At 62.0% G+C, this 12,747-nt stretch carries 10 protein-coding genes and 1 pseudogene; 7 read left to right on the plus strand and 4 right to left on the minus strand.

What is annotated here, in order from left to right:
• Nucleotides 1–307: 307 nt before the first annotated feature.
• Nucleotides 308–1,633 (minus strand): S-methyl-5-thioribose kinase, encoded by a 1,326-nt coding sequence (gene mtnK / locus B7L71_RS13865; protein ID WP_249273263.1) that lies wholly within the window; start codon nt 1,631–1,633, stop codon nt 308–310.
• Between the two features lie 135 nt (nt 1,634–1,768).
• Between mtnK and B7L71_RS13870 the strand changes: the two genes are divergently transcribed.
• A complete protein-coding gene (locus B7L71_RS13870; RefSeq protein ID WP_081138677.1) occupies nt 1,769–3,460 on the plus strand; it encodes a PAS domain-containing methyl-accepting chemotaxis protein in 1,692 nt (563 codons plus the stop codon).
• Nucleotides 3,461–3,464: 4 nt separating this feature from the next.
• Here B7L71_RS13870 and B7L71_RS13875 read toward each other — a convergent pair whose 3' ends face one another.
• Nucleotides 3,465–4,664, minus strand: coding sequence for a GGDEF domain-containing protein (locus tag B7L71_RS13875; protein WP_081138679.1), 1,200 nt, complete (start codon nt 4,662–4,664; stop codon nt 3,465–3,467).
• 262 nt (nt 4,665–4,926) lie between these two features.
• On the opposite strand from B7L71_RS13875, the gene rimO reads away from it, so the two are divergent.
• On the plus strand, nt 4,927–6,294 hold the full coding sequence (rimO, locus tag B7L71_RS13880) for a 30S ribosomal protein S12 methylthiotransferase RimO (protein WP_081138681.1): 1,368 nt from the start codon (nt 4,927–4,929) through the stop codon (nt 6,292–6,294).
• Here the strand turns inward: rimO and B7L71_RS13885 are convergent.
• Nucleotides 6,281–7,264 (minus strand): annotated as a pseudogene (locus tag B7L71_RS13885) (LysR substrate-binding domain-containing protein). The gene rimO and the pseudogene B7L71_RS13885 sit on opposite strands and share 14 nt — an antisense overlap.
• A 47-nt stretch (nt 7,265–7,311) precedes the next feature.
• Here B7L71_RS13885 and B7L71_RS13890 point away from each other — a divergent pair.
• Both B7L71_RS13890 and B7L71_RS13895 read left to right on the plus strand, forming a co-directional pair.
• Nucleotides 7,312–7,740 (plus strand): DMT family transporter, encoded by a 429-nt coding sequence (locus B7L71_RS13890; protein ID WP_039175165.1) that lies wholly within the window; start codon nt 7,312–7,314, stop codon nt 7,738–7,740.
• A 13-nt stretch (nt 7,741–7,753) separates the two neighbouring features.
• A complete protein-coding gene (locus B7L71_RS13895) occupies nt 7,754–8,212 on the plus strand; it encodes a DMT family transporter (RefSeq protein ID WP_039175164.1) in 459 nt (152 codons plus the stop codon).
• Nucleotides 8,213–8,215: 3 nt separating this feature from the next.
• Here B7L71_RS13895 and B7L71_RS13900 read toward each other — a convergent pair whose 3' ends face one another.
• Nucleotides 8,216–8,968, minus strand: a complete 753-nt coding sequence (locus tag B7L71_RS13900; protein WP_081138683.1) for a DeoR/GlpR family DNA-binding transcription regulator — start codon at nt 8,966–8,968, stop codon at nt 8,216–8,218.
• 159 nt (nt 8,969–9,127) lie between these two features.
• Here B7L71_RS13900 and B7L71_RS13905 point away from each other — a divergent pair, with 159 nt between their 5' ends.
• The 3 genes from B7L71_RS13905 to B7L71_RS13915 all read left to right on the plus strand — a co-directional run.
• Complete coding sequence (locus B7L71_RS13905; RefSeq protein ID WP_081138684.1) at nt 9,128–10,105, plus strand: ABC transporter substrate-binding protein; 978 nt, start codon at nt 9,128–9,130, stop codon at nt 10,103–10,105.
• Between the two features lie 2 nt (nt 10,106–10,107).
• Complete coding sequence (locus B7L71_RS13910) at nt 10,108–11,808, plus strand: ABC transporter permease (RefSeq protein WP_081138783.1); 1,701 nt, start codon at nt 10,108–10,110, stop codon at nt 11,806–11,808.
• Nucleotides 11,796–12,747: ABC transporter ATP-binding protein (locus B7L71_RS13915; RefSeq protein ID WP_081138686.1), on the plus strand; the 952-nt coding region annotated here is incomplete at its 3' end. The genes B7L71_RS13910 and B7L71_RS13915, both read left to right, overlap by 13 nt.

Raw genomic sequence — 12,747 nt, forward strand, 5'->3', positions numbered from 1 at the left:
ATTACACCGCGCTACGGGACTCAAAATGGGCACCCGTAGCGCGGCGTAAGCGGAGCGCACCCGCGAAGCACCGCACAGCGGTGCCGAAGGTGCCACCGGGAGTTGATCCTCCACAGCGGCCCCACCCAAGCGGCGGCTGCCGCCCCCGCGGGTGCCTCATTTGCTCGTGCCGAGCAAGATTCGTTACGCCGCGCTACGGGGCTTCGCCAAACTCAAGAGGGGCACCCGTAGCGCGGCGTAAGCGGAGCGCACCCGCGAAGCACCGCACAGCGGTGCCGAAGATGCCACTGAATCAATGGAAAGACGCTTACAACACCGTTTTCTGATTGAACGTTTTGGCGAGATCCGTCAGCGCGTCGAGGTCTCGGTAGGCTTGCGGTTCCATGATCAGCGTTTGGCCCATCAGCACGTTGCGTGCTTCCAACTCGGCGCGCAGGGCAGTGTCTTCGATCTCTTCGAAATCGGCATTGTGGGCCAGCGACAGTACGCGGCGATGCATTTCGATGCCGCAGTAGGCCAGCGCATCTTCACGAATCTCATCCAGCAGGGCATCGCAGGCGTCGTCGGCGCTGTTGCCCTGCTCTTCGAATAGCGACCTGGGGAACAGAATACCGGTCCGCTCGGTTTGCCAGAGGTGACGAAACTCCTCATCGAAGCGGGTAAAACAGTCGCTGATCACCGAGAGAATCCAGGCTTGATACGCTTCCAGCTCGTCTGCCTGGCGGTGGGCTGGCTGGCTGAAGTAGGCCATGAAGAAATTGGCCACGGCCATGCCCAGGTCGAACGCCAAGGGGCCATACTGGGAAAACTCGGGGTCGATGACCCGCACGCTGGTGTCGGTGGCCATGATGGAGCCGGAGTGCAAATCACCGTGCAGCATGGTTTCGGTGTTGGCAGTGAACTTCATCAACAGCCGCTGCACTTTGGCTTTCAAAGGCGCATTGCGGCGCAGTGCGTCCACCACGGGCGAGAGCTCGGGCGTATGGCGGTTCATCTCGGCGCCGTAGTAGGGGTCGGTGAACACCAGTGATTCGGTAATCGCGGGGATCGCGACGTTGCCCGAGAACAGGCCCACATCGGCTTTTTTCTCTGGGCTGGCCATGGAAAGCTCCGAACCGCGAAACGCCGTGCGGGCGCAGAATTCACCGATGGCCTCCCCTAGCTGGGCCACCCGCTCGCCGCTGATCAGCTTGCGCCGCAAAATCACGTGCGGGTGAAGGTACTCCATCACGATCAGCGCCTGGGGCTTGTCGAAATGGTACACCTCTGGGGCCACGCCAGGCGCACGCTTGGCCTGGCGCACCAAGGCGTAGTATTCGAAATGGGCGCGATAGAGCGGCAGCGGCCAGCTCTCGCCGACCATGCGCACGTAGGGCAGCGCCTGCTTGACCACCACGCTACCGGTGCTGCCGGTGACGATGAATACCAGATTGAGGTTGCCATCGCCCACTTCACGGATCTGCCACTGTGTCGGGTCGCCACCCACGCGGCGGGCGACCGCTTCCACTCCCCCCAGCCGCTGGCCAAGGGTGTCCACTGCCAACGCCTGATAGCTTTGCTCGTCTGCCACGTTCAATCCCCCACCTGAAATGGTTGTGTGTTTGTCATACCGCGCGGTGGTTGTCAAATTCATGGCGGCTTCTTGGCATGACCGACTGTCCGGCCAGGAAAATGTTAAACAATGCAACACCTCTGGATAACTCTTGTAGCAGATTTATAGTAATACCTGACCAACCCAATCAGGTATTCCTCCCACAGGTACTCCATCATGAAAAACAACGGCCCTGTTACCCAAGTGGAACACCCTCTACGCGATGATGATGTGCTGATCTCCAAAACCGACCGAAGCAGCCACATCGCCTATGCCAACCATCGCTTCGTCGAGATTAGTGGCTTCGACTATGAGGAGCTGGTGGGTTCACCACACAACATGGTGCGCCACCCTGACATGCCTGCCCCGGTGTTTGCCGATATGTGGAGTGACCTCAAGGCGGGCCAGTACTGGACCGGGCTGGTCAAGAACCGGCGCAAGAACGGAGACCACTACTGGGTGCGTGCCAACGTGGTGCCCATCCGTGAAAACAATCAAATCACCGGGTTCGTGTCCATTCGGGTAAAACCGGAAAAAGCGGAAGTGGCCGAGGCGGAGCGTATTTATCAAGACATTCGTGAGCAGCAGGGTCGCTACACGGTCAAGCACGGTGAGATCATGGCGCGTAACCCGCTGAAGCGCTTGGCAAGTGCCGCCTGGTGGGCGCCGCGACTGGCCAGCATTTCCGGCGTTCTGATGACGCTGTTCACCACTGGGCTACTGATGGCGGGATGCGCCTGGTGGCTAAAGGGCCACGTGGCCACCTCGGTGACCCTGCCACTGGTGATGATGGTGCTGGCCAGCGGGCTGCTGCTGAGCGCGCTACAGTGGCGCCAGGCGCGTCGGTTGCGTCGCTTCCTGCACAAAGCCAACGACTTTGCACTGCAAATCGCGGCAGGCGACCTGAACGCTCAGGTCCCTACCGTGGGCAACAAAGCCATGGACAACACCCTGGCCACCATGAACTTCATGCGCCGTTCGCTGGATGCACTGATTGGCGACCTGGACCAGCGGATTGCCCGGGTCATGCCCTCGGTGGAGGAGCTGTCGCGGCATAACCAGGCCATGGGCCATCGAGTGGATCAGCAGGCCTCTGCGGTGCAGCAAACCGCTGCCAGCGCCGAGCAGATCGCGTCTACCGTTCGGCAAAGTTCGGAGAATGCCCAACTGGCCAGCCAGGCGTCGGTGGGTAACGTGGGCGAAGTGGACAAGGCCGTGGCCATCATGCAGGAACTGGATGATGCCATGGAGGGCATTACCAGCACGTCCCAGGACATGGCAGGCATCGTCAAGACCATCGACCATATTGCCTTCCAGACCAATATTCTGGCCCTGAACGCCTCCGTCGAAGCTGCCCGGGCCGGTGAACATGGCCGAGGCTTTGCGGTGGTGGCCGAAGAAGTACGCCGCCTGGCCCGTCAGTCAGCCGAGGCAGCCCATCAGGTGCAGACACTGATCGAAACGGCCCGCCAGCGCATCGAGGCAGGCCAGCACAAGGCAGGCTCTGCCGGGGATGCCATGGGCCGAATCCGTCAGGCGAGCCACAACGTCAACGACTTGATGGAAGAGATTCGCGCCGCCGCCCGCGAACAGAGCGAGGGCATCGCTCAGATCAGCCAGGCCATCGCTCAGATCGACCAGGGCACCCAGGAGAGCGCGACCAGCATGGATGCCTACATCAATGCCGTCGACCTCCTCTCCAGAGAAGTGTCTCACCTGGCCCACAGCGCCCACGCGTTCATGCCTATCGGCGAACGCCAACCCCCACTAACGACCCTTCAGGGCACGCAGCCACGCCAAAATAACGTGCTGGCTCTGCCGCCGCGCAAGCCTGCACCCAGCCCACTCGCCAGCGCGGCGTCGTTCTAGACGGTCAGCTTTCTGCCAGGGGAGTCATGCAGACGCGGTTACGCCCCTGGCGCTTGGCATCGTAAAGCGCCTGATCGGCTGCCATGAAAAGTACCGTTTCCTCTTGCCCTACGGTGGGCTGCATGGCGGCCACCCCGATGCTCACCGTCACGTTGGCATCAGGGCCACACCCAGCATGCGCAATGGCCAGCGCTTCGATACTCTCACGGATACGCTCTGCGGCCTGACGTGCCGTATGCGGCTCGGTGCGAGGCATCAGAATCACGAACTCCTCACCGCCATAGCGCACCACCAGATCGTCGGAGCGGCTGTTGGATTGTAACGCGGCGGCCACCTGGCGAAGGCATAGGTCTCCTTGCAGGTGGCCGTAATAGTCGTTGTAGGCTTTGAAGTGGTCGATATCGATCACCATGATGGCCAAATAACGCTGTTCCAATTGGGCCACCTGCCAGTGCGCGGGAAAAATGGCATCGAACTGGCGGCGGTTGGCGATGTCCGTCAGTGGGTCGGTCACCGAGAGTCGCGTCAACTGATGATTGGCACTCTGCATATTGCCGGCCTTGATTTTTTCACGCATCAGCAGCAGAAAAGAGATCCGCATGCTGTACTCCAGGCGGTAGTTGGCCATCAACGTAAACACCGCCTTGACCACGATGGCAAACATGGCCAAACGCTTGGCCTCGACCGGCATCAACTCATAGTGAAATACAAAGGCGCCCATGACGGCGATACTGATCACCGAGGAGACCAGGGCGTAAGGAAAGCGCAATGAAAAGACGATGTTTCCAGCCAACAGGATCAGACCAAACGAGAAGACGTCCAGGTAGGAGTACGGCGAGCTGGAAATGTAGAAAATGGTGCTGGAGCCGATCATGGCGATCACGACCAGCCCTGCCATCAGCGTTTCACGCAGCCACGGCGGCACCCCACGGTAGACCCACCAGAAAATCGCCAGTGCCATGGGCAGTAAAATGACACCGCGAATCACCACGGAGGCCAGAAACGCTTCGGGTCGCAAGCTGTAGTCGTTAATCAGAAACAGGGTATAGATCAGTGCAGAAACCAGCCCCATGATCACCAGGTGCCGTTGGCGTGCCTGGTGTGTTTCCTGTTCGAAGAGTGCCTCCACCTCCTGCCCGAATCGTAAGCGGCAGCGTGGTCTAAGTTCATGCTCGATGGCGTCCAGCAACCTGTCGCTATTCATTATCATTGCTCCCGCGCTGCCCAAGGGTAATCGCTACCATTTTGGTGAGGCGTTCGTTTCATACGCTTGCTTGGCATTCGATCGAGTTTGCCACCTCTCTGTGGCTGCGTCGCCTGCAGGGCACGTTGGTGAATCCAACGCGTAGAGGTTTCCAGCACTGGTCAAGGGCGCTAAAATGCCGCCCTTTCTTTACTCGCCATGTTCTTTTCTGGGGCCTCTGCTCAAGGTGATCGCCCCTCAGTTCTCTTCCTCGAGGCCCATTATGTCCACACCCAAGGTCGGTTTTGTGTCGCTAGGCTGCCCTAAGGCACTGGTCGATTCCGAACGCATCCTGACGCAGCTTCGTACCGATGGTTACGAGATCGTACCCACCTACGACGACGCCGATGTGGTGGTCGTCAATACCTGCGGTTTCATCGACAGCGCCAAGGCCGAGTCCCTGGACGCCATTGGCGAAGCCATCGCCGAAAACGGCAAGGTGATCGTGACTGGCTGCATGGGGGTGGATGAGTCCGTGATTCGCGACGTGCATCCCAACGTTCTGGCGGTGACGGGCCCACAGCAGTACGAGCAGGTGGTGAACGCCGTGCATAGCGCGGTGCCCTTCGTCAGCGAGTACGACCACCGCATCGACCTGGTGCCCGCCCAGGGCATCAAGCTGACGCCGCGCCACTATGCCTACCTGAAGATTTCCGAAGGCTGCAACCATACCTGCAGCTTCTGCATCATTCCCTCCATGCGGGGCAAGCTGGTCAGCCGCCCCGTGGGTGAGGTACTGCGCGAAGCCGAAGCCCTGGCGCGGGCCGGAGTGAAAGAGCTGCTGGTAATTTCCCAGGACACCAGCGCCTATGGCGTCGATGTGCGCTACGTGGAGAACGAGTGGCACGGGCGCCAGGTCAAAACGCGCCTGACCGAACTGTGCGATGCGCTGTCCGAGCTGGGCATTCGCGTGCGCCTGCATTACGTCTACCCTTACCCTCACGTGGATGAGCTGATTCCGCTGATGGCCGAGGGCAAGATCCTGCCGTACCTGGATATTCCTTTCCAGCACGCCAGCCCCAGGGTGCTCAAGGCGATGAAACGCCCCGCCTTCGAAGACCGTACCCTGGAGCGCATCAAACGCTGGCGCGAGCAGTGCCCCGAACTGACCATCCGCTCGACCTTCATCGTCGGCTTCCCCGGTGAAACCGAAGATGATTTCCAGTACCTGCTAGACTGGCTGAGCGAAGCGCAGCTGGATCGGGTGGGCTGCTTCCAGTACTCCCCGGTGGAGGGCGCCCCCGCCAATGAGCTGGGCCTGGCGCAGGTGCCCGATGACGTGAAGCAGGACCGTTGGGAGCGCTTCATGGCCCACCAGCAGGAGATCTCGGCAGCCCGCCTGCAGGCCAAGATCGATCGTGAGATCGAGGTATTGGTTGACGAAGTGGACGACGAAGGCGCCATTGGCCGCAGCGAAGCCGACGCCCCGGAAATCGATGGCATGGTCTATCTGGAAAGCCGCCATGCGCTGCACGCCGGCGACCTGGTCAGAGCACGCGTCACCCATGCCGACGAGTACGACCTGTGGGCCGAGGTGATCGATACCCCCCAGCCGCTGAACTTTGTCAATAACATCGTCAACGCGGGCTGATGCTATCCCAGTAGGGCGGGCTCCCAATGACCTGCTCCAGATGGGTCATGAACACCGAGACCTTTGACGAGCGAAGACGGTTGTCTGGATAAATCGCATAGATATTGTCCAGATGACCGTCGTCGGAGGCTTCCCACTGCGTCAGCAAAGGCACCAGCGTTTGCTGACGCAGTGGCTCAAACAGCAGCCACGAGGGAAACATCACCACGCCCTGCCCGGCGATGGCCGCTTCCACCAGGCTTTCGGCATTGTTGGCCACCAGATTTCCCGCCAAAACATGGCGCACCGCACGCGCCTCTTCAAACGCCCGAAAATGCCATGACTGCGTCCCTTTGCTGCCTTTGAAAAGCAGGCAGTTATGCTGCCCGAGCGCATGGGGTGTCGCTGGCACGCCCTTCTCCGCCAGATAGCTCGGCGCAGCACACACGATGAAACGCTGGCGAGCAATGCCACGAGCCACCAGGCTGGAGTCAGCCAAGGCTCCTACGCGAATGACCACATCGGCCCCCTCCTACACGGGATCGATGAAGCGATCTTCCAGCGTCAAATCGACTTCGATTTCAGGGTAGCGCTGCTGAAACCGGGCCAAATGGGGGGCGATATGGCGCCGACCGAACGCCACGGGCGCATTGATTCGAAGCACCCCGCGAGGGTGCCGAGCCCCTCCCATGACTTCCTCGGTGGCAAGCTCCAGTCGCGCCAGCGCCTCGTGCACTTCATGGAAGTAACGTTCCCCTGCCTCCGTCAGCTTGACGGCTCGCGTATGGCGATAAAGCAAACGCTGGCCCAGCGCTTGCTCCAGACTGGCGATGTGCCGCGACGCCGAGGACGTCGGCAACCCATAGTAGCGTGCGGCCTCTGAAAAACTGCCGCTGCTAGCCACGCGAACAAACAGCCGCAGTGCCAGCAGGCGAATCGAGTTGTCCAAAATGCAATAGTCCTTTGCCCGTTTAACGCATTGTAGCAACAAGCGTGTCTCTTTAGAGTGCGGCCTCTTTCTGAATCGGGGAACGACACATGCAACACGCGTTGATACTGCTCGGCGTATTGATCGCCGGGATGGGGTTATCGGTGGAGGCAGGGCTGCTAGGGCCTCTGGGGGAGCAGGTGGGATACTTTTCTGCCACGCTCTCCATCTTCCTGGTAGGTGCCCTGTTACTGTCGCTTGCGCTGCTATTCGCGCCCAAACGCCAGCTGGGTGCGCTGTTTCAGCAGCCTCGCTGGCTATTGACGGGCGGCTTGCTGGGGCCGATCTACGTCATTGTGTTGACCCTCGCTACGCCGCTGGTGGGTGTCGGCATGACCATGGTGGGTATCTTGTGCGGCCAGGTCGCGGCCAGCCTGGCCATTGACCACTTTGGCTGGCTCGGTAGCGAACGGCGGCGCGTCGATGGCTATCGCCTGGCGGCACTGGCCATGATTCTTGCTGCCCTTTGGTTGATGTAACAGGAGACCCACCATGCTATTACCCATTGTCTTTGCCCTGCTTCTGGCGGGCGGTGCAGTCCTGGCCGCCCAATCCTCCATCAATGGCCGTCTGGGCGCTCATACTGGCGTCATGGAGAGCGCTTGGCTGACGTTCGCCGTGGGTGCCGTGCTGACCTTTTTGCTGGTGCTCTTTTTCGAGCCCCCTCAGGAAGCAACGCTCATGAGCGTGCCCAAGTGGCAACTGACCGGGGCACTCTTCGGGGTGGTCTACATGCTGGCCATCGTCTTTGCGGTACCGCGTGTCGGGACGGCTGCTGCCACGGTCTCGGTGATTTCGGGCCAGCTGCTGATGAGCCTGCTGATTGACCACTTTGGCTGGCTCGATAACGCTCAGCGTGAACTGGATGGCTCACGCTACCTGGCCATGGCACTGTTGCTCGTGGCGATCGTACTGATCTACCTGAGCCATCGGCAGCAGCAACGCGACTGACGCTCAACATAGAAATCTCACCCCCTGGGCCGCCAGGGGGCTTCTGAGCCGGTCGGGCAAGGGGCTGTCAGTGATCACCGCATGATAGTCGGCCAGCGATCCTGCGGCGCAGCGCAGCGGCAGGTCGAACTTGGTCTTGTCCAGTACCAGAATACGGTACGCCGCGTGGGCCAGCAGCGCCTCTCGGGCCATGACTTCGTCATCGTTGTAGTCGTACAGCAGGCCCTGGCTATCCATCCCGCCCACCGAGACGATGCCCACATCGACCCGATAACGCTGAAAGAAGCGCCAGGCATCACCGCCTATCACGTCCTGGTCGCGGCGGCGCACGCGACCACCCGCCACGACCAGCTCGCACTCCAGGGCACACAGTTTGATCAGCGCGTGCAGGTTGTTGGTCATGATCTGCAGGCCCTGCTTGCCGTGCAGCGCATCGGCCAGCTGCTCCACCGTAGTGCCGGTGCCTAAAAACAGCGACTGGTGATCGGTAATCAGCGAGGCTGCCTGACGGGCAATGTGTCGTTTGCCGGCCTGATTGACGATCTGGCGCTGGTCATAGCCGACATTCTCCTGGTCAGGAAACGCCATCACCTCACCGTGTCGGCGTAGCAGCAGCCCTTGCTCGGCCAACGAGCGTATGTCGCTGCGCACGGTTTGCACCGAGACGCCAAACCGTCGCGCCAATGCCTCCAGGGTCTGCCGCCCCTCGTCCCGCACGCAGGCCAGTACCGCCCGCCGACGTTGATTGACGTCCATGCTTCCTCCCTGGTTTTCCCTTCAAGGTTGCCGCCAGCAAAACGAAAACCGTTTTCTGCTCGACGAAAGCCATTCACTTTCAAACGAAAGCTTAGTGTCACGATGTTGTAAGGCGATGACAGTAGTGTGATCACTGTTCACCTACTGGAGGTTTCCCCGATGTTGAAGCGTTCGTTGTGTCATGCCGTGACCCTTGCAAGCCTTGCCCTGTCCACGCCTCTGTTGGCCAACCAAACGCTGGTGCTCTATACCAGCCAGCCCAACAGCGACGCCCAGCAAACCGTGGATGCCTTCCAGGCGGCCTATCCGGAGATCGAGGTGGAGTGGGTGCGCGACGGCACGACGCGCCTGATGACTCGCCTGCGTTCGGAGCTGGCCGCAGGAGTGAGCAACCCCGACGTGCTGCTGATCGCAGACAGCATGACCATGGAGTCGCTGAAGCAGGAGGGCCATCTGCAACCCTATCTGAGCCCCGAGCGCGACGCCTACGATGAGGCGCTCTACGACGCCGACGGCTACTTCTACGGCACCAAGCTCATTACCACCGGGATCGTTTACAACACGGGTGCCGAGCACCAGCCGCAACGCTGGGCCGACCTGATTGGCCCGGAATACGAAGGCCTGGTCACCATGCCCAGCCCCCTCTACTCCGGCGCAGCGCTGATCCACATGGCCGCCATCGGTGAAACGTCGCTGGGCCTGGAATACTACGACGCCCTGCACGCCAACCGTACGGAAGCCCAAAGCGGTAACGGTGGCGTCTTCAACGCCGTGGCAGCAGGCACCAAGCCGTACGGCATCGTGGTGGATTTCCTGCCTATCCGTGAAGCGGCCAAGGGTTCCCCCGTGGCGTTCGTCTTCCCCGAGGAAGGCGTCAGCGCCGTGACCGAACCCGTCGCCATCATGGCGGAAGCCCAACACCCGGACGCTGCCCAGAAGTTCGTCGATTTCGTGCTCTCCCAAGCCGGGCAGGAATTGGTGAGCCAGCAGGGCTACCTGCCCGCGCACCCGGACGTTGCTCCGCCGGAAGGCTTTCCCGAACGCGACTCGATTCAGCTGATGCCGGTCGATATCGAGCAAGCGCTGTCCGAGGAAGAGGCGCTCAAGCAGCGCTTCAATGAGCTGTTTGGCGGTTGATGATGAGCCCTTCGCTGAACGTTGGCAGCCAGCATCGCTGGCTGCTTACCCTGCTCACGCTGTTGGTGGTGTTGCTCAGCCTGGCGCCCAGCCTGCGGCTTTTGATGGAAGCCCTCAGCGACCTGGGCCAGGGCAGCAGTGCCCCGCTGTGGAAAGTGCTCAACGCGGCCAGCACCTGGCGCGCTTTGTGGCACAGCCTGTACACCTCGGGCCTGGGCATGCTGATTGCCCTGGTGCTGGGCAGCCTGTTCGCCTTCGTGATCACTCTGACGGACATTCGCGGCAAGGCCTGGCTGGTGTTCTGCTTCATGCTGCCCATGATGATCCCGCCCCAGGTCACCGCGCTGAGCTGGCTACAGCTGTTCGGCCCGGCCAGCCCTTTACTGAAAAGCATCGGCATGGCACCGCCGCTGGGCAGCCCCCAGCCGCTCTATTCCGCCGAAGGCATTGCGCTGCTGCTCGGCATTCAAAGTGCACCGCTGGTATTTCTGGCGCTGCGTACCTCGCTCATGTCGCTCCCCCGTGAGCTGGTCGAAGCCGCCCGCATCAGCGGCGCCCGCCAGGGTCAGGTCTGGGGGCATATCATTCTGCCCGTGACCCGACACGGCCTGATCGCCGGTGCGGCCATGGCCTTCATCTCCAGCCTGGGCAATTTTGGCATTCCCGCCATGCTGGGCATTCCCGCAGGCTATTACGTGCTGCCTACCTTGATCTACCAGCGCATGGCCAATTTTGGCACCGGCGTGCTGGCAGAAATGGCGGCGCTTTCTCTGTTGATCGGTCTGCTGGCCCTGGCCGGGGTGGCCCTGCAGCAGTACTGGATGAATCGCAGCCGCTTTGGCCTGGGAGGGCACGGCGGCCGCGCCCACGACTTTTCACTGGGGCGCTGGCGTACCGGCGTGACGACCCTGCTGATCATGGTGCTGCTCTTGATCCTGGTGGCGCCGCTGCTCGCGCTGGTGGTGAGCTCGCTGGTCCCGGCCATGGGCGTTCCCCTGAGCCTGGATACCATCACCCTCAACGCCTACCACGAGGTCATCGGCCGACAGGGCGCCACCTGGCGGGCCGTGCGCAACAGTTTCTGGCTGGCAGGCGGCGCCGCGCTGGTGCTGATGCTGTGCAGCCTGCCCCTAGCGTACCGTCTTCAGCGCCTGCCGCCTCGTCTACAGCAGCTCACTCTCAGCATCATCGAGCTGCCCTATGCCCTGCCTGGCGTGGTGCTGGCGATTGCCTGCATTCTGCTGTTCGTGCGCCCGCTGCCACTGATCAATCTGGCGCTGTACGGCACCCTTGGGCTGATTTTCGTGGCCTACCTGGCGCGCTTTCTGGTGGTCTGCTTGAAGCCGGTCAGCGCCAGCCTTGCGCAGCTCGACCCCTCGCTGGAAGAAGCCGCCCAGCTGGCCGGTGCTGGCCCCTGGCGGCGGCTGGCCACCATCGTGATGCCGCTGATCGCGCCCTCCCTGTTTGCCGGTGGGCTGCTGGTATTCCTGCTGGCCGTCAACGAGCTCACCGTGTCGGCGCTGCTCTGGAGCGCCGGCAACGAAACCCTGGGCGTATTGATCTTCAACCTGGACGAAGGGGGCGAAAGCGTGCTGGCGTCGGCGGTGGCCGTGCTGGTCGTGGCCATGGTGGCCACCTTGATGCTGCTGCTGAGCCTGATGGCCCCTCGCTTACCCAAAGGAGTCGTGCCATGGCAAGGCTAATGCTCGACCGCGTTACCAAACAGTTTGGCCAACACACCGCGGTCAATGGCGTCACCCTCGATATCTCTCCCGGCGAATTCGTGGCGCTGCTGGGCCCCAGCGGCTGCGGCAAAACCACCATGCTACGCATGCTGGCAGGGTTCGAGCAGGTGAGTAGCGGCACCATGACGCTCGGTGAGACGCTGCTGGCCAGCGCCCACCACCATGTGCCCCCCGAGCAGCGCAACATGGCCATGGTGTTCCAGTCCTACGCGCTATGGCCCCATATGAGCGTGGCCGACAACGTGGGCTACCCGCTGAAGCTGCGCCGCATTCAAGGCAGCGACTACCAGCGCCGAGTCGCCCAGGCGCTGGAGCAGGTGGCGTTGACCCCCTATGCCCAGCGCTCGCCCCAGGCCCTCAGCGGCGGCCAGCGCCAGCGGGTAGCACTGGCCCGCTGCCTGGTCACCGACCCCGACGTGGTGCTGCTGGACGAACCGCTCGCCAACCTGGACCGCAACCTGCGGGCCGCCATGGAGCACAGCTTCGTGGATTTCCACCGGCGGACCCAGGCCACCATGGTCTACGTCACCCACGACCAAAGCGAAGCCATGGCCATGGCAGACCGCATTGCCGTCATGCGGGAGGGCGAGCTGGTACAGTGGGCCACGCCCGAAACGCTCTACCGAGCGCCGCGCAGCGAATGGGTCGCGCGGTTTATCGGCCAGGGTAGCCTGCTTCACATTGCCAGCGGCGCGCCTGGCCAGCGTCTCACCGAAAGCGCTTTGATGAGCGGGCTGGCCGCGCCGCTCTCCGCGCGTTCGCAGCCCGTGCTGGTGCGCCCGGAGCACGTGCATCTGGATGCCGCGGCCCCCAACCCCCACGACCTGACCGCCCGCGTTGAACGGCTGACGTTCCGCGGTGAGCGCTACGAGCTACACCTGCGCCTGAGCACCGGCG

This window comes from Halomonas sp. BC2 (genome assembly GCF_002078115.1).
In the GTDB taxonomy this organism is placed as follows: domain Bacteria; phylum Pseudomonadota; class Gammaproteobacteria; order Pseudomonadales; family Halomonadaceae; genus Vreelandella; species Vreelandella stevensii.

Excerpts from the sequence above, each read along its gene's own strand:
- rimO (WP_081138681.1), top strand. The coding sequence starts at position 4,927 with ATGTCCACACCCAAGGTCGGTTTTGTGTCGCTAGGCTGCCCTAAGGCA.
- B7L71_RS13870 (WP_081138677.1), top strand. The coding sequence starts at position 1,769 with ATGAAAAACAACGGCCCTGTTACCCAAGTGGAACACCCTCTACGCGAT.
- B7L71_RS13875 (WP_081138679.1), bottom strand. The coding sequence starts at position 4,664 with ATGAATAGCGACAGGTTGCTGGACGCCATCGAGCATGAACTTAGACCA.
- mtnK (WP_249273263.1), bottom strand. The coding sequence starts at position 1,633 with ATGAATTTGACAACCACCGCGCGGTATGACAAACACACAACCATTTCA.
- B7L71_RS13900 (WP_081138683.1), bottom strand. The coding sequence starts at position 8,968 with ATGGACGTCAATCAACGTCGGCGGGCGGTACTGGCCTGCGTGCGGGAC.
- B7L71_RS13895 (WP_039175164.1), top strand. The coding sequence starts at position 7,754 with ATGCTATTACCCATTGTCTTTGCCCTGCTTCTGGCGGGCGGTGCAGTC.
- B7L71_RS13910 (WP_081138783.1), top strand. The coding sequence starts at position 10,108 with ATGAGCCCTTCGCTGAACGTTGGCAGCCAGCATCGCTGGCTGCTTACC.
- B7L71_RS13905 (WP_081138684.1), top strand. The coding sequence starts at position 9,128 with ATGTTGAAGCGTTCGTTGTGTCATGCCGTGACCCTTGCAAGCCTTGCC.
- B7L71_RS13890 (WP_039175165.1), top strand. The coding sequence starts at position 7,312 with ATGCAACACGCGTTGATACTGCTCGGCGTATTGATCGCCGGGATGGGG.